The 22,678-nt window shown below is 64.2% G+C and carries 20 protein-coding genes; 3 read left to right on the forward strand and 17 right to left on the reverse strand.

Features of this window, described 5'->3' with window-relative positions:
- Positions 1–6: 6 nt before the first annotated feature.
- The 5 genes from J3D60_RS10665 to gabT all read right to left on the reverse strand — a co-directional run bounded on the left by J3D60_RS10665 (position 7) and on the right by gabT (position 4,934).
- A complete protein-coding gene (locus J3D60_RS10665) occupies positions 7–1,212 on the reverse strand; it encodes a DUF1624 domain-containing protein (RefSeq protein ID WP_027607471.1) in 1,206 nt (401 codons plus the stop codon).
- A 28-nt stretch (positions 1,213–1,240) separates the two neighbouring features.
- Positions 1,241–2,011 carry a DUF4198 domain-containing protein gene (locus tag J3D60_RS10670; RefSeq protein WP_253491377.1) on the reverse strand — a complete coding sequence of 257 codons (771 nt, stop codon included), beginning with the start codon at positions 2,009–2,011 and terminating at the stop codon, positions 1,241–1,243.
- A gap of 403 nt (positions 2,012–2,414) precedes the next feature.
- Positions 2,415–2,903 (reverse strand): Lrp/AsnC family transcriptional regulator, encoded by a 489-nt coding sequence (locus J3D60_RS10675; protein WP_010449292.1) that lies wholly within the window; start codon positions 2,901–2,903, stop codon positions 2,415–2,417.
- A 45-nt stretch (positions 2,904–2,948) separates the two neighbouring features.
- Positions 2,949–3,593 (reverse strand): 2-haloalkanoic acid dehalogenase, encoded by a 645-nt coding sequence (locus J3D60_RS10680; protein ID WP_092354767.1) that lies wholly within the window; start codon positions 3,591–3,593, stop codon positions 2,949–2,951.
- A 48-nt stretch (positions 3,594–3,641) separates the two neighbouring features.
- A complete protein-coding gene (gene gabT / locus J3D60_RS10685) occupies positions 3,642–4,934 on the reverse strand; it encodes a 4-aminobutyrate--2-oxoglutarate transaminase (RefSeq protein WP_253491379.1) in 1,293 nt (430 codons plus the stop codon).
- Between the two features lie 194 nt (positions 4,935–5,128).
- Between gabT and J3D60_RS10690 the strand changes: the two genes are divergently transcribed.
- Positions 5,129–6,055: a glyoxylate/hydroxypyruvate reductase A gene (locus tag J3D60_RS10690; protein WP_253493987.1), complete on the forward strand. Its 927-nt coding sequence runs from the start codon at positions 5,129–5,131 to the stop codon at positions 6,053–6,055.
- A gap of 180 nt (positions 6,056–6,235) precedes the next feature.
- Here J3D60_RS10690 and J3D60_RS10695 read toward each other — a convergent pair whose 3' ends face one another.
- The 12 genes from J3D60_RS10695 to J3D60_RS10750 form a co-directional block, all read right to left on the reverse strand.
- Complete coding sequence (locus J3D60_RS10695; protein WP_253491380.1) at positions 6,236–7,327, reverse strand: tartrate dehydrogenase; 1,092 nt, start codon at positions 7,325–7,327, stop codon at positions 6,236–6,238.
- A 20-nt stretch (positions 7,328–7,347) separates the two neighbouring features.
- Complete coding sequence (locus tag J3D60_RS10700) at positions 7,348–8,808, reverse strand: NAD-dependent succinate-semialdehyde dehydrogenase (protein ID WP_141606819.1); 1,461 nt, start codon at positions 8,806–8,808, stop codon at positions 7,348–7,350.
- Positions 8,809–8,925: 117 nt separating this feature from the next.
- Positions 8,926–10,083, reverse strand: coding sequence for an acetylornithine deacetylase (gene argE / locus J3D60_RS10705; RefSeq protein ID WP_253491381.1), 1,158 nt, complete (start codon positions 10,081–10,083; stop codon positions 8,926–8,928).
- A complete protein-coding gene (locus J3D60_RS10710) occupies positions 10,080–11,234 on the reverse strand; it encodes an FAD-binding oxidoreductase (RefSeq protein WP_253491382.1) in 1,155 nt (384 codons plus the stop codon). Before J3D60_RS10710 ends, argE begins: the two co-directional genes overlap by 4 nt.
- Complete coding sequence (locus tag J3D60_RS10715) at positions 11,231–12,610, reverse strand: NAD(P)/FAD-dependent oxidoreductase (RefSeq protein WP_253491383.1); 1,380 nt, start codon at positions 12,608–12,610, stop codon at positions 11,231–11,233. Before J3D60_RS10715 ends, J3D60_RS10710 begins: the two co-directional genes overlap by 4 nt.
- Entirely contained in the window at positions 12,592–12,900 is a 309-nt protein-coding gene (locus J3D60_RS10720; protein ID WP_065940275.1) for a (2Fe-2S)-binding protein, read from the reverse strand. Before J3D60_RS10720 ends, J3D60_RS10715 begins: the two co-directional genes overlap by 19 nt.
- Positions 12,897–14,738, reverse strand: a complete 1,842-nt coding sequence (locus tag J3D60_RS10725; protein ID WP_253491384.1) for an ABC transporter ATP-binding protein — start codon at positions 14,736–14,738, stop codon at positions 12,897–12,899. Before J3D60_RS10725 ends, J3D60_RS10720 begins: the two co-directional genes overlap by 4 nt.
- A 1-nt stretch (position 14,739) precedes the next feature.
- Positions 14,740–15,615 (reverse strand): ABC transporter permease, encoded by an 876-nt coding sequence (locus J3D60_RS10730; RefSeq protein WP_065940277.1) that lies wholly within the window; start codon positions 15,613–15,615, stop codon positions 14,740–14,742.
- A complete protein-coding gene (locus J3D60_RS10735) occupies positions 15,612–16,568 on the reverse strand; it encodes an ABC transporter permease (protein ID WP_253491385.1) in 957 nt (318 codons plus the stop codon). The genes J3D60_RS10730 and J3D60_RS10735 overlap by 4 nt, the downstream gene beginning before the upstream one ends.
- A 13-nt stretch (positions 16,569–16,581) precedes the next feature.
- Complete coding sequence (locus J3D60_RS10740) at positions 16,582–18,219, reverse strand: ABC transporter substrate-binding protein (RefSeq protein ID WP_253491386.1); 1,638 nt, start codon at positions 18,217–18,219, stop codon at positions 16,582–16,584.
- Positions 18,220–18,314: 95 nt separating this feature from the next.
- Positions 18,315–19,589 carry an FAD-binding oxidoreductase gene (locus J3D60_RS10745; RefSeq protein ID WP_253491387.1) on the reverse strand — a complete coding sequence of 425 codons (1,275 nt, stop codon included), beginning with the start codon at positions 19,587–19,589 and terminating at the stop codon, positions 18,315–18,317.
- A gap of 23 nt (positions 19,590–19,612) precedes the next feature.
- On the reverse strand, positions 19,613–20,281 hold the full coding sequence (locus tag J3D60_RS10750; protein ID WP_065940281.1) for a haloacid dehalogenase type II: 669 nt from the start codon (positions 20,279–20,281) through the stop codon (positions 19,613–19,615).
- Between the two features lie 808 nt (positions 20,282–21,089).
- Between J3D60_RS10750 and J3D60_RS10755 the strand changes: the two genes are divergently transcribed.
- Both J3D60_RS10755 and J3D60_RS10760 read left to right on the forward strand, forming a co-directional pair.
- Positions 21,090–21,941, forward strand: coding sequence for a GNAT family N-acetyltransferase (locus J3D60_RS10755; protein ID WP_253491389.1), 852 nt, complete (start codon positions 21,090–21,092; stop codon positions 21,939–21,941).
- 22 nt (positions 21,942–21,963) lie between these two features.
- The gene (locus tag J3D60_RS10760; protein ID WP_253491390.1) at positions 21,964–22,677 is read left to right on the forward strand and encodes a cupin domain-containing protein; all 714 of its coding nucleotides are present in this window, start codon (positions 21,964–21,966) and stop codon (positions 22,675–22,677) included.
- Position 22,678: the final 1 nt, after the last annotated feature.

Here is a 22,678-nt window from a genome sequence, read left to right on the forward strand (position 1 = left end):
GTTCCGTCAGAGGTATTTGAGCATCGCGATGTCGCGACGACGCTGCTTGAGGTCGGCGAACCAGCGCGTCGGGAAGAACAGCAACACCCCGAGTATCACGCTCCACAACCACACCATCGGCAGGTCGTCAAAACCGTAGTAGGTGCCCTGGTTGGCACCCCAGATCGCCAGCGCGACCAGGTACATGGCCTTGAGCACATACAGGTGCAGCAAGTAGAAAAACATCGGCGCCCCACCGTAGATCGCCAGGGTCGCGGTAGCCCAGCGGGCCTGCCACTTCTCGAACAGCGCCAACAGCAGCAGCGACAGGCCCAGGGTCGGCATCAGGAACATCAGCGACGGCGGGTATTTCTTCGCGCTCATGAAGCTCATGAAGGTGCGCAATGCGTCACCGGTCTGCACCCAGGGTTTCTCGCCATACACGTTGAGGTAGCGGATAAACACAAACGCAACCAGCAAGCCTGCACCCAGCTTGACCAGGCGCGAGATACGCTCGGCCGACGGCATCGCCTTGCCAAACCACGGGCCGATGCCCCAGCCCAGCAGGATCACACCGATCCACGGCAATATCGGGTACGTGGTGCGGGCGCGGGTGAATTCGGTAATGTCGATAAACACCCGCTGATGCAGGATCGACCAGGGCACGAAGAACGGCGACTCCGGCCCGACGGTCACGCCGTCGAGCAGGTTATGCCCGGCGACAATCGCCACCCCCAGCACGATCAGCCAGGCGCGCTTGAAGTGCAGCAAACCGGCAAGCACGATCATGCACAGGCCGATACACCAGATCACTTGCAGCCACAACGTCTTGGGTGGGAACTCGGCGTTCCAGGCAAAGCACACGAAGGTGATTTCCAGGAACACCAGGAACAGCCCGCGCTTGAGCAAAAACACCGAGGTTTCGCGGGCGCTGTGTTTCTGGCTGTAGAGCCAGGCCGACAAGCCCGTCAGGAAGATAAACGCCGGGGCGCAGATCTCGCTGAGCATACGGGTGAAATACAGGTCCGGGGTGACACTCAAGGCGTCGATCGGGTCGGTGACCTGCCGGTGCAGCAAGAAGGTTTCGCGCACATGGTCGATGAGCATCAACAGCATCACAAAACCACGCAGCGCATCGATAGCCAGCATGCGCGTGGCCGTCGTGACGTTCGTGCGGGCAAGCGTCGGCGCAACAGTGCCCGCCTGACCGGCCAATCCTGAAGAAAGGGTCATATCAATCACTCATGAAGGAGGCAATGAATCAGGCTGACTTTTTCAGCCTGGCGACTTCCGATGCCGGCAGTTGCGACGGCGCGCGAGGTAACGGCGCCTGGCCTTGCCGGCGGTGGAACGACAACGTCGAACTGAAGCGTTTGACGTCAAACCGCTCGGGCTTGCCCGCCGGATCAAGACGCTCGCCAGGGCTGTTGTCCTGGTACTCGACGGCCACCACGTAAGTGCCCTGCCAGGGCAGCGCGAAGCTGACGTTGCCGGCGGCATCGCTGCGCTGCTTGAAGACTTCACCGGAGGCGGTTTCCAGCAGAACCTCCTGGCCCGTCAGCGGCTTGCCCGCGTAGAACACCCGGAACTGCGCACCGCCCGCATCGGCAACGCCGGTGGGGACGATATCCAGGGTCAGCTCCGGGCTACGGGCCCGCATGTCACCGACCCAACGCGTGGCCGGGGTCCAGGCGGCTTTCACGGTCTTGGTGCCTTCATGCACATCGAACATCGGATAGTGCAGGTCTTGCGCCAGCAACGAATCCTCTTGCCCGGGCTGCTCCGCCAGCAGGAACGCCTGGCGCTGCAGGCTCAGCTGCAGCGGTGCCGACCGGTCGGCCATCGACCAGGCCCGCAGCTGCCTGAACCGGTCCATTCCCCCCGGCGTCACCTCCAGCACGTTCTTGTCATACTCCCCGTAGTACAAGGCCAAGGGCTGACCGGGAAGTTGTTCGTACCAAATCTGATGCGCCTCGCTGGCGGTTGCCAACATGAACGCGCCATAACCCAACAGTGCTTTTGCGTTGCTCATTCGCATTTTTTTCGCTCCGATTGGTGGTGTTCAACCCAAGGCTGTTGCGGCTGGAAAACACCGCACAACCCTGCGCTCCCTCACTCTGCGAGCATTACAGCGCAGGCCCTTTTGCGTTTTTCGCCGAATTGCACCCACGGATCGGCGCAGACCACTGTTTAAGGGCCCGAAAAAGTGTTTTATGCGGGTTGCGTCGAGATGAGGCGTTTAGCCGAGACTACGGGGGGGCGTGTCCAATTGAGGTGCAAAAGCAGTGAGCTTTGATCGTTCCGACGCTCTGCGTGGCAATGAAACCACGCTGGCCGAACGCAGGCTTGAATCCTTGGGTAACCCGACTGGACTGCGGGTTAGCCCAGAGGCCGCCATCGGTGGCAAGCCCCTCCCACAGGAAAGCGCGCGGATTTCAGTGCCGCAGCAACTTGCGCAACGGCACACCATCCTTGAGCACCGGTGACTTGATCACGATGTAGCTGAAGTACTTGGAGATGCCAATGTTCTTATCCAACAGGCTCTCGACTACTTCCTGGTAGTGCTGGATGCTGCGGGTCATGAAACGCACCAGGTAGTCATAGCCACCGCTGATCAGGTGACACTCAAGTACCTCGTCCACCAGGCGGATATTCGATTCGAACTTGGCGAAGTCTTCACGCTTGTGGTCGCTGAGGGTGATCTCGGTAAACACCGTCACCGAGTCGGTGATCTTGGCCAGGTTCAAGTGCGCCTTGTAGCTGGAAATATACCCGGCCGATTCCAGCCGCTTGACCCGTTGCAGGCAGGGGCTGGCGGACAGGCCCACGGCATCGGCGAGGCTGACATTGGTCATCCGCCCGTCTTTTTGCAGTTCAACCAGAATACTGATGTCGATCCGGTCCAGCTTGACTTGCCCTTCCATCACGTACCTCTTGACTGCCGTTTGTAAGACAATCTTCTAGCAAAATCAGCGCCGTAAAGACAGCTGATGCTGCGCCACCAGATCCGCCATGCTGTTGATGCAGTATTCCGCCGCACAAGGCGAAGGCTGCCGCGCCCGGTGGCGACCGATCAAACAGCGGTCCAGCGCCCCGTGTGTGCCGACCGACGGTCGCGTCACATGCAGCACCGGTTGCAGCTGCGCGCCTCGGTCCGTGAGCCATTGCGGGTCTTCGGCGAGGGAAATGAAATCTTCCGGTGCAATCCCCAATCGCTCGCACAACACCCCGCGGTCCTCGGCATCACGGTCGCCACGCACCAGCAAACGGTAGAACTTGCGCAGGTACAGCATCGCCCCCGGCGCATCCTCGAACAACGACCAATTGCCCGCCGAACGAGCAAAGCTCATGCCCTCCTCCCAACTGGCGTGCAGCCCCCAACTTTCGGCCAGTTGGCGATGGGCAAAACACAACACGCCACTGAAGCCCAGCTCGGCGAAACGCGGGTAGAGCCTGGCAACCTGCGTGTTGAATTCGGCCAGAACCTGATCCTTGGCCGGCTGCCCGCCACGGCTGTCGAGCAGCGGCTGCAACGCCGCCCACACCCCGGAATCGCGATCCACCAGCACTTCATCGCAATCGATCAGCAACGCTCGATAATCTGTCAGTCCCATGTGGGGTCAAGCCTCCAATGCCGCAGTTGGCCCGTAGCGGGCACAGCCTCAGTTCAAGACCCGTGCCAAGGCGCCGTCGAGGATTTCCAGCGCTTCGTCGACCTGGGCTTCGCTGGTCACCAGCGGCGCGAGGAAGCGCAGCACATTGCGATGTACCCCGCACTTGATCACCAGCAAACCACCGGCCCGGGCTGCATCGATCAGGCGTTGATTGAGGTCGGCATCCGGGGTGCGGGCCGGGTCATCCTTGATCAACTCCATCGCCAACATAAAGCCGGTGCCGCGCACATCGCCGATGCGCGAGTAGCGCGCCTGCAAACCGAGCAACCCCTGGCGCAGGCGCTCGCCCAGTACCTGGCTGCGCGCCAGCAATTGCTCCTGCTCGAACGCGTCGATCACCGCCAACGCCGCCGCACAGGCCAGCGCATTACCGCCGTAGGTGCCGCCCAGCCCGCCGGGCAATGGTGCATCCATGATGTGCGCCTTGCCGACTACGCCGGACAACGGCAAGCCGCCGGCCAGGCTCTTGGCCACGGTCACCAGGTCGGGCTGGATACCCGCGTGCTGGAAACCGAACCAGGTGCCGGTGCGACCGAAGCCGGTCTGGATCTCGTCAAGGATCAACACGATGCCATGCTTGTCGGCCAACGCCCGCAACGCCTGGAGAAACTCAGGGGGCGCAGTGAGGAAACCGCCGTCGCCCTGCACCGGTTCGATGATGATCGCAGCCACCCGTTCCGGCGCTACCTGGGTCGCCAGCAACTCATCCAAGGCCTTGAGCGCGATGTCGCTGGTCACCCCGCGATAAGCGTTCGGGTACGGGGTATGGAACACCTCCGGCGCAAACGGCCCGAAGTTCTGCTTGTAGGGTTGGCTCATGCCGGTGAGCGTGGTGCCCAGCAACGTGCGCCCGTGGAAACCGCCACGGAAGGCGATGACCGCCGAACGATTGGTATGGGCGCGGGCGATCTTCACCGCATTTTCCACCGCCTCGGCGCCGGAGGTGAAAAACGCCGCTCTATAGGCTGCCTGGCCGCCGATCATTTCACACAGGCGCTGGGCCAGGTCGAGGTAAGGCTGGTAGGCCACCACCTGGAAGCAGGCATGGGAAACCTTCTGCAACTGAGCCTGCACGGCGGCGACCACCTTGGGGTGGTTATGGCCGATGTTGAGCACGCCGATACCGCCGACGAAGTCCAGGTAACGCTTGCCATCCACGTCCCACAATTCGGCGCCCTGAGCGCGGTCGATCACCAGCGGGTGCGCGGTCACCAGGCCACGGGGCACGAACTGCTCGCGCTGACGGAGCAAATGAGGGGTTTCGTCGACTTTGCTATTCATGGCATTTCCCATCGTGAGTCCGGCAACCGGAAGGTGGTTGCGATGCAGTCCAGAGTACGGCCTGCGGGCAACCAACTACGCCGAACTTGCCCCGTGAGAAATTCGGATCAACTGTTTTCGCCCCGCGTTTCAACAGATCCTGCGCCGGGCTTTGGGCGATGATGATGCTTCCGTTTATCCAGCAGGAAATGCCCATGGCCTTGCTCTACAAAGCTGACCCGGTGCGCGGCCGACACTGGCAGGCACTGTTCGCCCAACACGCGCCGGAGATCGAGTGGCGCACCTGGCCCGACATCGGTAACCCCGCCGAGGTCGACTACCTGGCCGCCTGGCAGGCGCCGGAAGATCTGGCCCGCGTACTGCCCCACCTGAAGGTGTTGTTCGCCCTGTCGGCCGGTGTCGATCAGTTGGACCTTGATCGCCTGCCTGCGGGCCTGCCGGTGGTGCGCCTGCTGGACCCGGGCATCACCCGCGGCATGTGCGAGTACGCCAGTTGGGCGGTGCTGAGTCTGCACCGGGATATGTTGCGCTACCGCCAGCAGCAGGTGGCGCGCTGCTGGCAGGCGCACCTGTTGCAGCCGGCTGCGAACCGGCGCGTGGGGGTGATGGGGTTGGGTACCCAGGCCCAGCAGATCCTGGCGACCTTGGCCCCCCTGGGCTTTGCCCTGTCCGGCTGGGCGCGCAGTTCGCACCGGGTGCCGGGGGTGGAGTGTTATGCGGGGGAAGCGCAACTGCCGGCGTTTCTCAGCCAATGCGATATTTTGCTGTGCGTGCTGCCGTTGACGGAGCAGACCCAGGGGATCCTGGACCGGCGCTTGTTTGCGCAACTGCCAAGGGGGGCGGGGTTGGTGAATATGGGCCGTGGGGGTCACCTGGTTGAAGAGGATTTGCTCGAGGCGCTGGAGAGTGGGCAGTTGGGTGGTGCGGTGCTGGATGTGCTGCGGGAAGAGCCGGCGGCACCGGAGCATCCGTTCTGGGGGCATCCGCAGGTGTTGTTGACGCCGCATATTGCGGCGATGACCCAGCCGGAGAGCGCGTTTGCGGTGTTGCTGGAGAATATTCGGCGGTTTGAGCGGGGGGAGGAGATGGTGGGTGAGGTGGATCGGTTGCGGGGGTATTGAGTACCTATTCGGTTCTAAGGCAGTCGGTTCCAAGGCCGTGGGTTCCAAGGCCGCAAGAGCAGGCCAAGGTTTACCTGATGTATGCAGATCAAAATGTGGGAGGGGGCTTGCCCCCTCCCACATTTTTAACCCAGTACATCAGGCAGAACGCCGATCGGCTATAAGGCCGCCGCGCGTTGATCAATTCGCCTCAGTCAACCGCGTCGCAATTGCCAATCCCACATCCTGAGTCGATCCCCGGCCCCCCAGATCCGGCGTGACCACCCCTTCAGCAATCACTGCCTCAATCGCCCGCAATATCCCATCATGCGCCGCCCGATACCGCCCACCCCCATTGCCCAAGAAGTCCAGCATCAACGCCCCCGACCAGATCATCGCAATCGGATTGGCAATGTTCTGCCCATAGATATCCGGCGCCGATCCATGCACCGGCTCGAACAACGACGGAAACCGCCGCTCCGGATCCAGGTTCGCCGACGGCGCGATCCCGATGGTCCCCGCACATGCCGGCCCCAGGTCCGACAGGATGTCGCCGAACAGATTCGAGGCCACCACCACATCAAAGCGGTCCGGCTGCAACACAAACCGCGCACACAAAATATCGATGTGCTGCTTGTCCCACGTTACCTCGGGATAGTTCGCCGCCATCAACGCCGTGCGTTCATCCCAGTAAGGCATGCTGATGGAAATCCCATTGGACTTGGTCGCCGCCGTCAGCTTCTTACGCGGACGGGTCTGGGCCAGGTCGAAGGCGAACTTGAGGATGCGGTCAACCCCGCGTCGAGTGAACACCGACTCCTGCAGCACGAATTCATGCTCGGTGCCTTCGAACATCTTGCCGCCCACCGAGGAGTATTCGCCCTCGGTGTTTTCGCGGATCACCACAAAGTCGATGTCCCCCGGCGCGCGCCCGGCAAGTGGGCATGGCACGCCGGGGAACAGGCGCACCGGGCGGATGTTCACGTACTGGTCGAAGTCGCGGCGGAACTTGAGCAGCGAGCCCCACAGGGAAATATGGTCCGGGACTTTGTCCGGCCAGCCCACGGCGCCGAAGTAGATCGCGTCAAAGCCCTTGAGCTGCTCGAACCAGTCCTCGGGCATCATCTGCCCGTGTTCCAGGTAGTAATCGCAGTGGGCCCAGTCGAGCACTTCGATGCTCAGGTCCAGGTCCCAGATCCTGGCGGCCTGTTCCAGTACCCGCAGCCCTTCGGGCAGGACTTCCTTGCCGATGCCATCGCCGGCAATCGCGGCGATTCTGAATGCCTTGCTCATGGTGTATGCCTCGCAAAAATTCAGTTCAAGCCGCCGATATGGAAGGCTTTGACTTCAAGGTATTCGTCCAGGCCGTACTTGCTGCCCTCGCGCCCCAGGCCCGATTGCTTGATGCCGCCGAACGGCGCGACTTCCATCGAGATGATCCCGGTGTTGAGCCCGACCATGCCGAACTCCAGGGCCTCGCCAAAACGCCAGGAGCGCTGCAGGTCCTGGGTGAAATAGTAGGCGCCCAGGCCGTACGGGGTGGCGTTGGCCAGGGCGAGGGCCTGGGCTTCGTCGGTAAAGCGCATCAGCGGTGCCACCGGGCCGAAGGTTTCTTCATTGGCCAGCAACATCCCGGCGTGGGTATCGCCGAGTACCGTGGGCTGCACGAACTGGCTGTCGCCGCTGGGGACGGCGCCGCACAGCAGCCGGGCGCCCTGGCTCAGGGCGTCGTCGATATGCCGCGCGACTTTGCTCACCGCTGCGGGGTTGATCAGCGGGCCGATAGTCACGCCGTCGTCCAGGCCGTTGCCGACCTTGAGCTTGCCCACCTCTTCCACCAGCCGCGCCGCGAAACGCGCGTAGATACCGTCCTGCACCAGGATACGGTTGGCGCACACGCAGGTTTGCCCGGCGTTGCGAAACTTGCTGAGCATCACCCCGGCCACCGCCTGTTCGAGGTCGGCGTCGTCGAACACGATAAACGGCGCATTGCCGCCCAGTTCCAGGCTCAAGCGCTTGATGTGCTCGGCGCTCTGGCGCATCAACAGGCGGCCGACCGCGGTGGAGCCGGTAAAGGAAATTTTGCGCACCGCCGGGTTGCCGGTCAGCTCTTCGCCAATGCCGGCGGGTAAGCCGGTGATCACATTGAACACCCCGGCCGGAATGCCGACGCGCTCGGCCAGCACCGCCAGGGCCAGGGCCGACAGCGGCGTGAGGTCCGAGGGTTTGACGATGATCGGGCAACCGGCGGCCAGCGCCGGCGCGCATTTGCGCGTGATCATCGCGTTGGGGAAATTCCATGGGGTGATGGCGGCGCATACGCCCACCGGTTGCTTGAGGGTCAGCAAACGCCGATCACCGCTGGGCGCGGGCATGGTTTCGCCGTAGACCCGGCGCGCTTCCTCAGCGAACCATTTGACAAAACCGGCACCGTAGCGCACTTCGCCACGGGCTTCGTTCAGGGGTTTGCCCTGCTCGCAGGTCATGATCAGCGCCAGGTCATCGAGGTTGTCGATCATCGCCTGGTACCAGCGCTCCAGCAGCGCCGCACGTTCGGCAGCCGGGCGTGCGCGCCAGGCGGGCCAGGCACGCTCGGCGGCTTCGATGGCGCGGCGGGTGTCCACCGCGTCCATGGCCGGCACCTGGGCAATCAAGTGGCCGGTGGCCGGGTCGCGGATGTCCAGGGTGGCGCCGCTGTCGGCAGCGATCCACTGGCCATCTACGTAGGCGAGTTCAGCCAGCAGGCTGGGGTCTTGCAAGCGATTCTTGAGCATGGTCGAGTCCTGATCCGAGACACGCTCCAGTCTAGGGAGGTGCCGCAAACGAGGATGCCGAAAGCGCGGTTAAAGCAGCGTGCCGTGCTGAAATTCACCCCAGGACGGCAGGCTCTGCTAGGCCGTCAGCGAACCGAGCAAGCCTTGCAAAAAGCGCTCGCCGGCGTCCATCTGGCTGATCTCGATAAACTCGTCGGGCTTGTGCGCCTGCTCGATGGAACCCGGCCCGCACACCACTACTGGCACGTCCAGGCGCTGCTTGAACAGGCCGCCTTCGGTGCCGAACGAGACCTTGGATGTGCCGGTGCCCGGCGCGGCGAATTGCTTGAGAAAGCGCACCGCCTCGACGCTCGGATGGGTATCGAGGCCAGGATAGACGTTGATCGTTTCGATCTCGATGGCCGCCACGCTGGACAGCTTCTGCGCCTCACGCACGATCACCTCGGCGCGCTCGCGCATCTGCTCCAGGAACGCGTCCAGGTCGTCCGCCGGCAGGTTGCGCACTTCGAAGTCCAGGGTGCACAGGTTGGGCACGATATTCAGCGCCTTGCCGCCGACAATCTGGCCGACATGCACGGTGCTGTAGGGCACGTCATAGTCGTTGTCCTGGGCGCCGTGGCGCTGCAACTGCTGCTGGCTGTCACGCAGGGCGGCGATAAAGTCGCAGGCCACGTGGATGGCGTTGACCGAGCGCGGCGCGAGGGATGAATGCGCCTCCTGGCCTCGGCAGTACGTGCGGTAGGACCCTTTGCCCTTGTGGCCGAGTACAAACTGCATGTTGGTCGGCTCGCCGATCACACACAGAAACGGCCGCACCGGCGCCAGGTGCAGCACGTCGAGCAAGCGCCGCACGCCGACGCAGCCGATTTCTTCGTCATGGGACAGGGCCAGTTGCAGTGGGCGGTTCAACGTGTGGTCGGCGGCATCCAGCATGGCGTCGATGGCCAGGGCGATAAAGCCCTTCATGTCGCAGCTGCCGCGCCCATAAACGCGCCCGTCCTGCACGGTGGCGGCGAAGGCGGGAAAGGTCCAGGCCTGCCCCGCCGCCGGCACCACGTCGGTGTGCCCGGACAGCAGCACGCCGGGCTGTTCCCTGGGCCCGGTGCTGGCGAACAGGTTGGCTTTCTTGCCGCTGGGGTCCTTGACGATCAGCGAGTCGATGCCCTTGCTCAGCAGCAGGTCGCGCACATACTCGATCAAGGCCATGTTCGACGCCGATGACACGGTGTCGAAGGCCATCAGCTGTTTCAGAATCTCCAATACGCGGGGTTTCATGAGGCCTGGCTCCGTTGCTCGGCAGGTGGGGCGAACCGGGTGATGGAGAACGGCTCGATCGGGGTACTGGTGCTGCCGGTGGCGACCAGCTCGGCCATCACATCGCCGACGCCCGGGCCCAGCTGGAAACCGTGGCCGCAGAACCCGAAGGCATAGAACAGCCCGTCAACCGTACCGCTGGGGCCCATCACCGGCAGCGAGTCCGGCAGGTAGCCTTCGATGCCGCTCCACACGCGGATGATGTTCAGGTTGCCTACGCCCGGCAGCAGGCGGCGCATCTGGCTGACCTGGTTGAGGATGCTGCGCGGTTCCACGTAGGCGCGGCGGTTGAGCATGTCCGGCTTGCTGCGGTAGCCGCCGCCGATGACGATATTGCCCCGGGGAATCTGGCGGAAGTAGATCACCTCTTCGGGCACCTTGGTGTACACGCCGATCACCGTGGGCAAGGCATAAGGCACCGGCTCGGTGACGGCCATTTGCGGGCCGTGGGTGTCCAGCGGCACCGGTTCGCCGAACTGCGCCGAGAGCTTCTGGCCCCAGGCGCCGGCGGTGATCAACAGTTGCGCGGCGTGGAACTGGCGGCCATCGGTGGTGGTGACCTGGAAGTCGGCGCCGACTTTCTGCACCTCGGCCACTTCGGTGCGCTCTTCGATCTGCGCGCCCAGGCGCCGGGCGGCACGGGCAAACGCCGGCGCGGCCAGGCGCGGGTTGGCATGCCCGTCGTGGGGCGCGTAGGAGCCGCCCTTGACGTCCGGGCCGAGGAAGCCGAAGCGTTGATGCAGTTCGGCGCCACGATAAATCTTCAGGTCCAGTTGTTGCGCTTCCGGTGCGGCGGCGTAGGCCTCCAGCTCGGCAATTTCATCCTCGCGGTAACACACGCGCATATGCCCGCTGGGGATGAATTCCAGGTCGTCGTCGATCAGTTCCGGCAGGCGCTTCCACAGCGCCCAGGAGCGATTAGCCAAGGCCAACTGGCCGAGGAAACGCCCTTGCCGGCGCACATTGCCGAAGTTCACACCACTCGCGTACTGGCCGATCTGGTCGCGCTCCAGCAGGATCACCGACTGCCCGCGACGGCGCAGAAAAAACGCAGTCGCCGAGCCCATCAGCCCCCCGCCGACAATCACCACATCGGCTTTTTGCACACTCATGACGAGACCTCCTCGGTAATCAGCATCGACAACGGTTTGACCGGTGCCTGGCCGCGCTGGCGCCCGACCGCCTGCACCGGCACGCCGGCAGCGGCGGCAATCACTTCGGCTCCGGCCTGGGAGCAATAACGCCCCTGGCAACGACCCATGCCCACGCGGCTGAACGCCTTGGCGCGATTGACTTCGCAGGCGCCCTTCTCCTTCACCGTGCGGCGCAGCTCGCCGGCGCTGATCATCTCGCAGCGGCACACGATGGCGCTGTCCGGCAACGCCTTGGCCTGTTCGCTCGGCCACGGGAACGCCTGGGCCAGGCCCAGGCGGAATTGATCCATCACCGCCAGGGCCTGCTGTTGCTCATCCCGCAGGCCGGTGTCGACCGGTTGTTGCAGGTCTTCCAGCAGCGCCAGCGCCACCAGGCGCCCGGCATGCTCGGCGGCATCGGCGCCGCGAATTTTCGCGCCGTCACCGGCCGCGTACACGCCCTTGACCGAGGTGCGTCCGGCGCCATCCGTGGCCAGCCACCATTGGCTCGATGCCTCATCGAACGCCATGCGACAACCGGCCAGGTCACCCAGCTGGGTTTCCGGGCGCAGGTGGTAACCCAGCGCAACGGCATCGGCCTGCACCGTGACGGCCTGCCCGTTGCCGGTGGCGAAGCGCACACCGCTCACGCCATTGGCCGCGTCGCCCATCACTTGCAGCGGCTTGACCCCGAGGTGCACCGCCACCTTGGCGCAGTACAGTTGCGCCAACAGGGTGATCCCGGTGAACAGCACGCCAGGCCGCGCCAGCAGTTTGGGCAAGGCTTTCAGGCGCAGGCTCAGAGGCGAGGTGTCGAGCACCGCCGCCACGTCGGCGCCGGCCTTCACGTACTGGCTGGCGACCAGGTACAGCAACGGCCCGCTGCCCATGAACACCACGCGATGGCCGATGGACACGGCCTGGTTTTTCAAGGCGATCTGCGCCCCGCCCAGGCTGTAGGTGCCCGCCAGTTGCCAGCCCTCGATGGGCATCAGGCGGTCGGTGGCGCCGGTGCAGAGGATCAGTGCATCGTAATCCACCGTGGTGTGGCGGCCCTGGCTCACGCAGCACAGTTGCCCCGGCGTGAGGTTCCACACCAGGGTGTCGGGGCGGTAGTCGATGGCGTCGCGCAGGCGGTCGAAACTCTGGTGCAGGGCCTTGGCCTTGGCGGCCTCGCTGCCGTACAGGGTCGCGTAGTCGCGGGTGAAGCCTTCTGGCTGACGCCGATAGATCTGGCCACCGTCGCGGCGGTTTTCATCGATCAGGATCGGTTTGATCCCGGCCGTCAGCAGGGTTTCGGCGCAGCGCACCCCGGCCGGTCCGGCGCCCACAATAACTACCCGTGCAGTGGCCATGTCGCCTCCGGTTGTGTGGTAACGATATCCAGCCCGTCACGGACTTCATTGGAGCAGGCGCGCAGGCGTTCGCCGCTGCGGGTCCACACCCAGCAATCCTGGCACGCGCCCATCAGGCAGAAACCGGCACGGCGGCCGCTGTCGAATTCCGACTGGCGCAGCGCGTTGCCCTGGGTCAGCAGCGCAACCATCAGGGTGTCGCCCTGCAGGGCTTGGACGGCGGCGCCATCCACGGTCAGGCTGACCGTCGGCCGGCCCTGTTCGGCCAGCCTCACAAAACGCGCGTTCATGCATAGGCTCCCACAGTGAGGGTGTTGACGCCCTGCTGGGTATCCAGCAAGTGGGCGCTGTCGTGGTGGCAAAGGATTTCACCACCGTCGTCAAGGCGACGGCGCGGCGGCGCGGTGCGGTTGCACAGGCCGTCGACGCGCACCGGGCAGCGATTGAGGAAGGTGCACAGTTCCGACCCATTGGCCCGCTCGCCGAGCGCCGGCAGCGTGTCGCCTGCAGTACCGCAGGTTTCCAGCCAGCCCTGGCGCAACTCGGGCACCGAGTGAATCAACAGGTCGGTGTAAGGATGGAACGGCGGCTCGGCAAACGCCTGGCGACTGCCGGCCTGGACCTTGCGGCCGCTGTACATCACCACGATGTCATCGCACAGCGCGCGCACGGTGGAAATGTCATGGCTGATAAACAGGTACGACACCCCCAGTTGCTGGCGCAGGTCGCGCAGCAGTTCGAGAATCGCCGCACCCACCACGGTGTCGAGGGCCGAGGTCACTTCGTCGCAGAGGATCAGGTCGGGCTTGGCCGCCAGCGCGCGGGCCAGGTTGACCCGCTGCTTTTGCCCGCCGGACAACTCATTCGGGCGCCGTTCGGCGAGGTCCCGGGGCAGGCGCACCAGGTCGAGCAGTTCGCCGATGCGGGTTTGCAGCGCCGTGCCTTTGAGGCCGAAATACATTTTCAACGGCCGACCGATGATGGCCGCCACGCTGTGCATGGGGTTGAGCGCGGTGTCGGCGTTCTGGAACACCATCTGGATCCGCCGGAATTGTTCCGGGGTGCGCTCGGCGAGGCTGCCGCCCAAGGGTTGCCCGTCGAAGGCCAGGCCGCCGAGGGCCGGGGTCAGCAACCCCGCCACCACCCGGGCCAGGGTGGACTTACCCGAGCCCGACTCGCCGATCACGCCGATGGCCTGGCCACGGCGCACGGTGAGGTCGATGTCTTCCAATACCCGAATCGACGGCATGCCGTGCAGGTTCTTGTTGCCGTAGCCGGCGGTGAGGCCGGTGATGGTCAGCAGCGGTACCTCCCCGGCGACGCCGCAGGACGGACGAATGCTGCTGTCGGGCCGTGCGGCGGCCAGCAGGCTGCGGGTGTAGGCGTGAGCCGGGGCATTGAGCAGCGGCGCCGTGGCGCTCTGTTCGAGGATCTGCCCGCCGTTGAGCACCACGATCTGGTCGGCCATTTGCGCCACCACCGCGAGGTCGTGGGACACGTACACCGCCGTGGCACCGCGCTCGCGCACCACGCGTTTGAAGGCACGCAGCACGTCGATCTGGGTGGTCACGTCCAGGGCGGTGGTCGGCTCGTCGAGCACCACCAGCAGCGGGTCGCTGATCAGCGCCATCGCCGCCATCACCCGCTGCAGTTGCCCGCCGGAGACCTGGTGCGGGTAGCGTTGGCCGATGCGTTCCGGGCCGGGCAGCGCCAGGTCGCGGAACAGGCCGATAGCCTTGGCGTGCAGCTCGGCGCGCGTACCCAGGCCGTGGATCAGTGCGCCTTCGATCACCTGGTCGATGAGTCTTTTCGCCGGGTTGAACGCGGCGGCGGCGCTTTGCGCGATATAAGACACACGGTTGCCGCGCAGGCCCTGCAGTTGGTGTTCGCCCAGGGCGAGCATGTCGTGCTCGCCGACCTGCACCACGCCGCCGGACAAGCGACAGCCGCGCCGTGCATACCCCAGCAAGGCCAGGGCGATGGTGGTCTTGCCCGAGCCGGACTCGCCGATCAACGCCAGCACTTCACCTTGTTTCAGGGCAAAGCTCACGCCCTTGACGATTTCCACCTCGCCGCGCTCGCCACAGGCGACCACGCGCAGGTCTTCGACGCGAATCAATTCAGTCATTTCAATGGCCTCCCGTGCGTCGACTGCGTCGCGAGGACAGATAGTCGATCAGCAGATTTACGCCGATGGTCAGCGTGCCGATGGCCAGCGCCGGAAGGATGATGGCCAGCGCGCCCTGGTTGAGGCCGCCGATGTTTTCCCGCACCAGCGAGCCGAGGTCGGCATCCGGCGGTTGCACGCCCAGGCCAAGAAAACTCATGCCGCTGAGCAACAGCACGATGTAGCCGAAACGCAAGCCCAGGTCGGTCAATACCGGGTTGAGCATGTTCGGCAGGATCTCCACACACGCCACGTACAGCCGGCGCTCGCCACGGGTACGCGCGACCTGCACGTACTCCAAGGCTTCGATATTGACCGCCATGCTGCGGGCGACGCGGAAGGAGCCGGGGATATAACTGATCACGGCCGTACAGATCAGCAGCGTCACCGATGAGCCAAACGCCGAGACCATGATCAGCGCGAGCATTTTGCTCGGGATCGAAATAAAGGCATCCATGATGCGGCTGATGATCTCGTCCAGCCACTTGGGCGAGACCACCGACAACAGCGCACAGCCGGTGCCGAAGGTGCTGGCCAGTAACGCCGCCACCAGCGCCAGCCCGACAGTAAAGCGCGCGCCCACCAGTATCCGGCTGAGCATGTCGCGGCCCAGGTAATCGGTGCCGAATGGATGCGCGAGGCTGAAGCCTTCGAAGATGTTATCGGACACCACCTCCCCCACCGGATGGGGCGCCAGCCACGGGCCGAGCAGCGCCACCAGCAGCCAGGCGACACACACCACGCCGCCCAGCAGCCCCAGCCACGACGGGCCGCTGGACACCTTGGCGAGTGCCAGGGCGGAGGAGACAGGCTTGGATTTCGCAATGAGGTTGTTCATTGGTTTCTCAGCCTCGGATTGGACAGGATCGCGCACAGGTCGGCGAGCAGCACCAGGCCCAGGTAGGCCGCGCAGAACAACATGGTGCACGCCTGCACCAGCGCCATGTCGCGGTTGGTCACGGCATCGACCATCAAGCTGGCAATGCCGGGGTAGTTGAAAATGGTTTCGACAATCACCACCCCGCCCAACAGGTACGACAGGCTCAGGGCGATGGCGTTGGCAATCGGCCCGATCGCATTGGGCAAGGCATGGCGCAGTACGATGCGGATCGGGCTGACGCCCTTGAGGCGGGCCATTTCCACGTAGGGGCTGTCGAGCTGGTCGATCACGGCGGCGCGGGTCATGCGCGCCATTTGCGCTACGATCACGCAGCACAGCGTCATCACCGGCAAGGCATAGGTGCGCATGAATTGCAGCGGTGAACTGATGTCGCTGGCATAGGAGAGGGCCGACAACCAACCGAGGTTGACCGCGAAAATCAGCACCGCCAGGGTCGCCACCAGGAATTCCGGCACCGCGACCATCGCCAGGGTGACAAAGCTCAGGCAACTGTCGATGCGCCCGCCCCGGCCCATCGCCGAGCCGATGCCGAGCACCAGTGCCACCGGCACCGAGACCAGCGCCGTGGCGCCCGCCAGCATCAGGGTGTTGGGCACCCGGCCCGCCATCAACTCACCCACCGGCATGGCGTTGGAGACCGATACGCCCATGTCGCCGCTGAGCAGGCTCATCAACCAGTGCAGGTACCGCAACACACCGGGCTGGTCCAACCCCAGTTTCAGGCGCAGGGCCGCCACCTGTTCAGGGGTCGCGAACTGGCCCAGGGATTGTTGCGCCGCGTCCCCCGGCAGTACCGCCGTGATCGCGAACACGACCATGGACACGATCAACAAGGTCAAGGCCCCGGCGCCGAAGCGCCGGCCGATCAACCACAGTGTATTGCTATTCATCCCACCACCCTCCTCAAGCGTCCAACCACACCTGCTCGGCAAACATGTAGCCCATGAAACCGCCCAGTGGGTTGCTGTCGTAGCCTTTGATGCGCTGGTCGACGCCGTCGATATTGCTGATGAACACCGGCACGCCGATGCCGCAGTGGTCGTGCACCAGGACCTGCATGTCGCCATACATCTTGGCGCGCTTGGCGTCGTCGGTTTCGCCACGGGCCAGCATCAGCAACTGGTCGAACTGATCGTTCTGCCAGCCGGACTCGTTCCACGGCGCCTTGGACTGGAAGAACTGCGAGAACATCACGTCGGCATTCGGCCGGGGGTTGATGTTGCCGAAGCTCAGCGGGTGCTTCATCCAGTGGTTGGACCAGTAGCCGTCGCTCGGCAGGCGGTTCACGTCGAGCTTGAGCCCGGCCTGCTTGGCCGATTGCTGCAACAGCACGGCGATGTCCACCGAACCGGTGGCGGCAGGCGAGGCCATCACGGGCATGGTGATGCTTTCCATGCCGGCTTTCTTCAGCAGGAACCTGGCTTTTTCCGGGTCGTAGACCGTCTGCGGCAAGTCGGTGTTGAAGTAGCGCGAACCCGGCGCAATCGGGTGGTCGTTGCCCACCACCGCAAAGCCACGGAATACGGCGGACTTGACCTGCTCACGGTCCAGCAGCAGCTTCATCGCCTGGGTGAATTCCGGGCTTTTGCCGGGCAGTTGGTCCTGGCGAATGATCAGGTCAGTGTAGTTGCCCGACGGCGCGTCGACGACGCGATGCTTGGCGCTGGCCTTGATGCGCGTGGTGGAGCGCGGGTTGACCTCGTTGATCATGTGCACATCGCCCGACAGCAGTGCATTGACCCGCGATGGCTCGTCGGCAATCGCAATGAACTCGATCTCGTCGAGGTACGGCAGGCCCGGTTTCCAGTAGTTCTTGTTGCGCACCGCAATCGAACGCACACCTGGCTTGAACTCGCCCACGGTGAACGGCCCGGTGCCGATGCCTTTACTGAAATCGCTGGTGCCCTCGGGGACGATCAACAGGTGGGACACCGCGAGGATCGACGGCAATTCGGCGTTGGCCGCGCTGAGGCGGATCTGCACTTCGTTCGGCCCGCTGGCCTTGATCTCGGCGAACTGCTCCATCAGCGGCATGACCTTGGAACCGGTCAGCGGGTCTTTGTGGCGGTTGAGGGAGAACACCACGTCGGCGGCGGTCAGGGCCTTGCCGTTGTGGAAGGTCACGCCCTTGCGCAGGGTAATGGTCCAGACGGTGGCGTCGGTGTTGTCGATGCGCTCGGCCAGTTCCAGTTGCGGCACCAGGTGCTTATCGAAGCGGGTCAGGCCGTTGTAGAACATGTAGTGGCGCACATAGTCGGTGGACAGCGCGCCCTTGGCCGGGTCGAGGGTGTCGGCGGTGGAGCTGGACATGCCGGCCACGCGGATCCTGCCGCCGGGCATGCCTTTGCCGGCCACGGCGGCCTCGTCGGCGAACAGCTTGCCGGCGGCGCCGAACAGGCTGCCCGCACCGGCGGCGGCCACCCCGGCCACGCCCAGCATTTGCAGGGCGTTGCGGCGCGACATGCCACGGTTGAGACGTTCGAACACCCGCAGGCTGTCCTGGCCGGAGATGAGTTCGGGGGTGTTTTTGTTGTCAGTCATAGCAAGGCTACCTGTCGATAATCGGAAGAATCGAGTGCTCACGGATGTCCGGAGCGTCCTGGAAACGCAAACGACGGTGACGCAACAACGGCAACTCAGTGCAAATAGTCCTGGAAGCGGTAGTAAGCCCCCACGAACGGCAGGAACCACGGCTTGCCGAAATGCCCGGGAATCGCCGGCCATTCCAGTTCGCGCCAGGGGTTGGCGGCGGTATTGCCAGCCATGACCTCGGCCATCACCTGGCCCATGTGCACCGACATCTGCACGCCATGGCCGCTGTAGCCCATGGAGTGGAACACGCCGCCATGCTGGCCGGCGCGGGGCAGGCGGTCGGACGTCATGTCCACCAGGCCACCCCAGCAGTAGTCGATCTTCACGTGCGCCAACTGCGGGAACATGTTCAGCATCGCCGCTTGCAGTACCTTGCCGCTCTTGGCGTCGGAGACGCTGTCGGACATGGCAAACCGCGCACGCCCGCCAAACAGCAGGCGGTTGTCCGGGGTCAGGCGAAAGTAGTTGCCGATCATGCGGCTGGTCACATAGGCGCGATGTTGCGGCAGCAACTGGTCGATCAGCGTCTGGGGCAAGACTTCGGTGGCGATGACAAAACTGCCCACCGGCACAATCCTGCGGCGGTACCAACCCAGGTCGCCATGCTGGCAGGCACCGGTTGCCAGCAGGACTTGCCCGGCGTGCAGTGAACCCTTGGCGGTGTTGACCTGGTAGCCGCCGGCCTGGGCCTGCCAATCCTTGACCTGGGTATGCTCGTAAATCATCGCGCCGTGCCGCGCCGCCGCTTCGGCCAAGCCGACGCCGAAGCGGCCGACATGCATCTGCACGCCGTTGCGCTGCAGCAGGCCGCCATGAAACTGCGCCGAATTGACCTCAGCACGGGTCTGTTCGGCACTGAGCAGCTCGACCTCGGCATCCACCTCCTGACGGATCAGCTCGCAGGTGCGCGCCAGGCCTTCGTAGTGCATCGGCTTGGCCGCCAGCTTGAGCTTGCCGTTGCGCACCAGGTCGCAGGTGATCCCTTCCTGCTCGACCAGTGACACCACCGTCTGCACGGCACTTTCATAGGCCTGGTAATAGGCGCGCGCCTTGGCGGCACCGAGGCTGGCGTGCAGCCCGGCGTAATCCTGGGCGACTCCGGTGTTGCACTGCCCACCGTTGCGCCCCGAGGCCTCACCGATCACCCGCCCGGCGTCGAGCACCACCACGCTGGCGCCCTTGAGCGCCAACGCCCGCGCCGCCGCCAGGCCGGTGAACCCACCGCCGACCACAGCCACATCGACCTGCTTGGGCAAGCCGCCCAGCTGGGCACCGGTAAACGCCGGTGCGGTGTCGAGCCAATAGGATTCACTGCCCATGTCTTGCCCTCAGAGGTGTGCGGTTACAGACCGACCAGCGCCGGCAGCCCACCGATATCGGTGATCTGCTGGTAACCGTAGAACGCGTTGCCCGGCACTTCGTGGCCACGGGCAACGAAGGCTTTGTTTTTGATCTTCATGTCATGGGCCGGCATCAGGTCGTAACGGAAGCTGGAAGACACATGCAAGATGTCTTCCGGGCCGCAGCCGAGGTTGTCGAGCATGAATTCAAACGCGGCCAGGCGCGGCTTGTAGGCCTGGGCCTGCTCGGCGGTGAACACCTTGTGGAATGGCGCGCCGAGCTTGTCGACGTTGGACATGATCTGGCTGTCGCTGGCATTGGAGAAGATCACCAGGGGGATCTTGTCGGCAATTTTCGACAGCCCGGCCGGCACGTCCGCATGGGGCCCCCAGGTCGGCACGGCGTCGTAATACAGCTGGCCTTCCTCGCGATAGTCGATACCCCAGCGCTTGCAGGTACGGGCCAGGGCGGTCTTGAGGATTTCATCGTACGGGCGCCAGTCGCCCATGACCTGGTCGAGGCGGTAGGCCGAGAAATCCTTGACGAACTGGTCCATCTGCTCGGGCGTGATGCGATCGGCGAACAGCTCGCGGGTCATGGTGCCCATATGGAAGTTGGTCAGCGTACCGTAGCAGTCGAACGTAATGAATTTGGGACGAAGAAAGCTCATTGAGTGCGGTCCTGAAGTTCGTTGAGTGTGACAAGCGTTCGCTGCCCTGGCGGCGCGTTGGCCTCGTTGCAGCACAGGTTCATTACACCACTGTGAAATCAGCATATGCCGTCTAAAAAGACCTGCGCTCAATACAAACCACCGTTTTGGTGGCCGGGCTCAGCAGACTTTGCGGTGCGCGCCAGGCTTGGGCAGGGCCAGTGTTTGTGCGCTTTTAGGGGGCTTTTCGGGGTGCAGAGGCTTAAGCACGGGGGTGGGGGCGGCAGAAAGTGTGGCGGGTTGATGGGGTGTGGCCGAAAGCAGGCGAGGACTACCTGATGTATGCAGATCAAACTGTGGGGGGGGCTTGCCCTAATACCAGTCAGTTAAGGCTTTTTGTAGGAGCGAGCTTGCTCGCGAAAAACTCACAGGCGCCACGTTCATTCAGGAAGCACGCGTTATCGTTGACGTTTTTCGCGAGCAAGCTCGCTCCTACAGGAGGCGTACGCTGGCATTAGGGCAAGCCCCCGATGGCAGTGGGTCAGCTACAGATGCATCCACTGACACTGCCTCATCGGGGGCAAGTCGAACCGTCGCACCGCCCCTCCCACATTTTTAACCGTGTACACCCGCCCTACTCCAGTTGGCTCCAAGGCCAACCCCATGGCATTTGCTGCTGCCCCCCAACCCCAATTAAGTAGTAACTGTGGTCTCGCCCCGCACACCGCGAGGAATCTACCGAATATTCCCGGCCCTCTTGCCAGCCTCCAACCCAGGTGGGATACAAGCAACCTGACACCGCCAAAACAACGCTCTACGGAGGCTCGCCATGTCCGCCCTGCCACACCCCACTTATCTCTACCGTGCAATGACCGCAGCCGATCTGCCGGCCGCCCACGATTTGTCGGTGCAACTCAAATGGCCTCACCGCCTGGAAGACTGGGCAATGTTGCAACGGGTCAGCGACGGCTTCGTGGTCATGGATGGCGAGCGGCTGATCGGCAGCGCGTTCACCTGCCCCCAGGGCGACTACGCCACCATCGGCCTGGTGATCGTCAGCAATGACTACCAGGGCCAGGGCATCGGCCGGCGCTTGATGGAGAAGGCCATTGCCGCCTGCGATACGCGCACGCCGGTCCTCAACGCCACCCTCGCCGGCGCGCCGTTGTATGCCAGCCAGGGGTTTGTCGAGTTCGGCCGGGTGCAGCAGCATCAGGGCCAGGCGTTGGTGCCCGCCCTGCCGACGCTGGCCGACGGCGAAACCTGCCGGACGCTTAACGCCGATGATCACGCAAGCCTGCTCGCGCTGGCCAAGACCGCCAGCGGTATGGACCGCCGTGAAGTGCTGCGTGACCTGCAGGTGGAGCACGCCGTGGGTATCGAACGCGACGGCCGCCTACGGGGCTTCGCCCTGCTGCGGCCGTTTGGGCGTGGGCGGTGCATCGGCCCGGTGGTAGCGGAAAATATCGAGCAGGCCAAGTACCTGATCGCCACCTTGCTGGCCCAGGTGCCGGACACCTTTGTGCGCATCGACATTCCCGTCGCCTGCGGCCTCAGCGACTGGCTCGAACAGGCCGGCCTGAAGAACATCGACACCGTCGCGCAAATGGCCCTGGGTACGCCGCCCCAGGCCAGCCAAGGCGTATACCCATTTGCCCTGATCACCCAGGCGATCGGCTGACTTTTCTCCCGGAGCACTCCCCATGTCATCTCCCCGTATCCTGCTGTTGGCACGCGCCGACGGCAGCCGCGTTGCCACGCCTTTCAACAAGGCCGCCTTGAGCGCGCTGGACCCGTTCGGCGACAGCCGCCACCTTGCCTGGATGGGCGACGATGGCGTGTCCGCCGGCGTGGTGTCCTTCAGCGGCGAAGCGGTGGTCGAAGAGTTCCCCCATAGCGAAACGCTGGTGGTACATGCAGGCCATGTCGTGCTCAGTGCCGCGGAACAGACCTTGGAATTGGACGTCGGCGCCAGCGCCGTCATCGGCTTCGGCACACGCCTCACGGTACAGGCCAGTGCAGGCAGCGAATGGGCGTTCTGCGCGGTCGAGCAGGCCGATGCCCCGGTATGCCCCGGCCTGACCCTGCTCGACCCGCACACCCTGCTCAACCCCTCCGCCGCGCCGGAACCGCAGATACTGATCGGTCCTACCCCGCAATGCCGCGCATTGAACCTGTTCGACGATGCCGTGACCGAGCTGCGCGTCGGCATCTGGGACTCGACGCCCTACGCTCGCCACGGCCGCCCGCACAAACTGCACGAACTGATGCACCTGCTCGAAGGCCGCGTCACCTTGCTGGATAACGAAGGTGGCGAGGTCACGGTGCATACCGGCGACACCGTGTTCGTGGCCAAGGGCGCGCCCTGCGCCTGGACCAGTACGGTGTACGTGCGCAAGGTCTACGCGGTGAAGTGAC

It is taken from the genome of Pseudomonas sp. S3E17 (assembly GCF_024168685.1).
GTDB classification, from domain to species: domain Bacteria; phylum Pseudomonadota; class Gammaproteobacteria; order Pseudomonadales; family Pseudomonadaceae; genus Aquipseudomonas; species Aquipseudomonas marginalis.

Excerpts from the sequence above, each read along its gene's own strand:
- J3D60_RS10665 (WP_027607471.1), bottom strand. The coding sequence starts at position 1,212 with ATGACCCTTTCTTCAGGATTGGCCGGTCAGGCGGGCACTGTTGCGCCG.
- J3D60_RS10670 (WP_253491377.1), bottom strand. The coding sequence starts at position 2,011 with ATGAGCAACGCAAAAGCACTGTTGGGTTATGGCGCGTTCATGTTGGCA.
- J3D60_RS10675 (WP_010449292.1), bottom strand. The coding sequence starts at position 2,903 with ATGGAAGGGCAAGTCAAGCTGGACCGGATCGACATCAGTATTCTGGTT.
- J3D60_RS10680 (WP_092354767.1), bottom strand. The coding sequence starts at position 3,593 with ATGGGACTGACAGATTATCGAGCGTTGCTGATCGATTGCGATGAAGTG.
- gabT (WP_253491379.1), bottom strand. The coding sequence starts at position 4,934 with ATGAATAGCAAAGTCGACGAAACCCCTCATTTGCTCCGTCAGCGCGAG.
- J3D60_RS10690 (WP_253493987.1), top strand. The coding sequence starts at position 5,129 with ATGGCCTTGCTCTACAAAGCTGACCCGGTGCGCGGCCGACACTGGCAG.
- J3D60_RS10695 (WP_253491380.1), bottom strand. The coding sequence starts at position 7,327 with ATGAGCAAGGCATTCAGAATCGCCGCGATTGCCGGCGATGGCATCGGC.
- J3D60_RS10700 (WP_141606819.1), bottom strand. The coding sequence starts at position 8,808 with ATGCTCAAGAATCGCTTGCAAGACCCCAGCCTGCTGGCTGAACTCGCC.
- argE (WP_253491381.1), bottom strand. The coding sequence starts at position 10,083 with ATGAAACCCCGCGTATTGGAGATTCTGAAACAGCTGATGGCCTTCGAC.
- J3D60_RS10710 (WP_253491382.1), bottom strand. The coding sequence starts at position 11,234 with ATGAGTGTGCAAAAAGCCGATGTGGTGATTGTCGGCGGGGGGCTGATG.
- J3D60_RS10715 (WP_253491383.1), bottom strand. The coding sequence starts at position 12,610 with ATGGCCACTGCACGGGTAGTTATTGTGGGCGCCGGACCGGCCGGGGTG.
- J3D60_RS10720 (WP_065940275.1), bottom strand. The coding sequence starts at position 12,900 with ATGAACGCGCGTTTTGTGAGGCTGGCCGAACAGGGCCGGCCGACGGTC.
- J3D60_RS10725 (WP_253491384.1), bottom strand. The coding sequence starts at position 14,738 with ATGACTGAATTGATTCGCGTCGAAGACCTGCGCGTGGTCGCCTGTGGC.
- J3D60_RS10730 (WP_065940277.1), bottom strand. The coding sequence starts at position 15,615 with ATGAACAACCTCATTGCGAAATCCAAGCCTGTCTCCTCCGCCCTGGCA.
- J3D60_RS10735 (WP_253491385.1), bottom strand. The coding sequence starts at position 16,568 with ATGAATAGCAATACACTGTGGTTGATCGGCCGGCGCTTCGGCGCCGGG.
- J3D60_RS10740 (WP_253491386.1), bottom strand. The coding sequence starts at position 18,219 with ATGACTGACAACAAAAACACCCCCGAACTCATCTCCGGCCAGGACAGC.
- J3D60_RS10745 (WP_253491387.1), bottom strand. The coding sequence starts at position 19,589 with ATGGGCAGTGAATCCTATTGGCTCGACACCGCACCGGCGTTTACCGGT.
- J3D60_RS10750 (WP_065940281.1), bottom strand. The coding sequence starts at position 20,281 with ATGAGCTTTCTTCGTCCCAAATTCATTACGTTCGACTGCTACGGTACG.
- J3D60_RS10755 (WP_253491389.1), top strand. The coding sequence starts at position 21,090 with ATGTCCGCCCTGCCACACCCCACTTATCTCTACCGTGCAATGACCGCA.
- J3D60_RS10760 (WP_253491390.1), top strand. The coding sequence starts at position 21,964 with ATGTCATCTCCCCGTATCCTGCTGTTGGCACGCGCCGACGGCAGCCGC.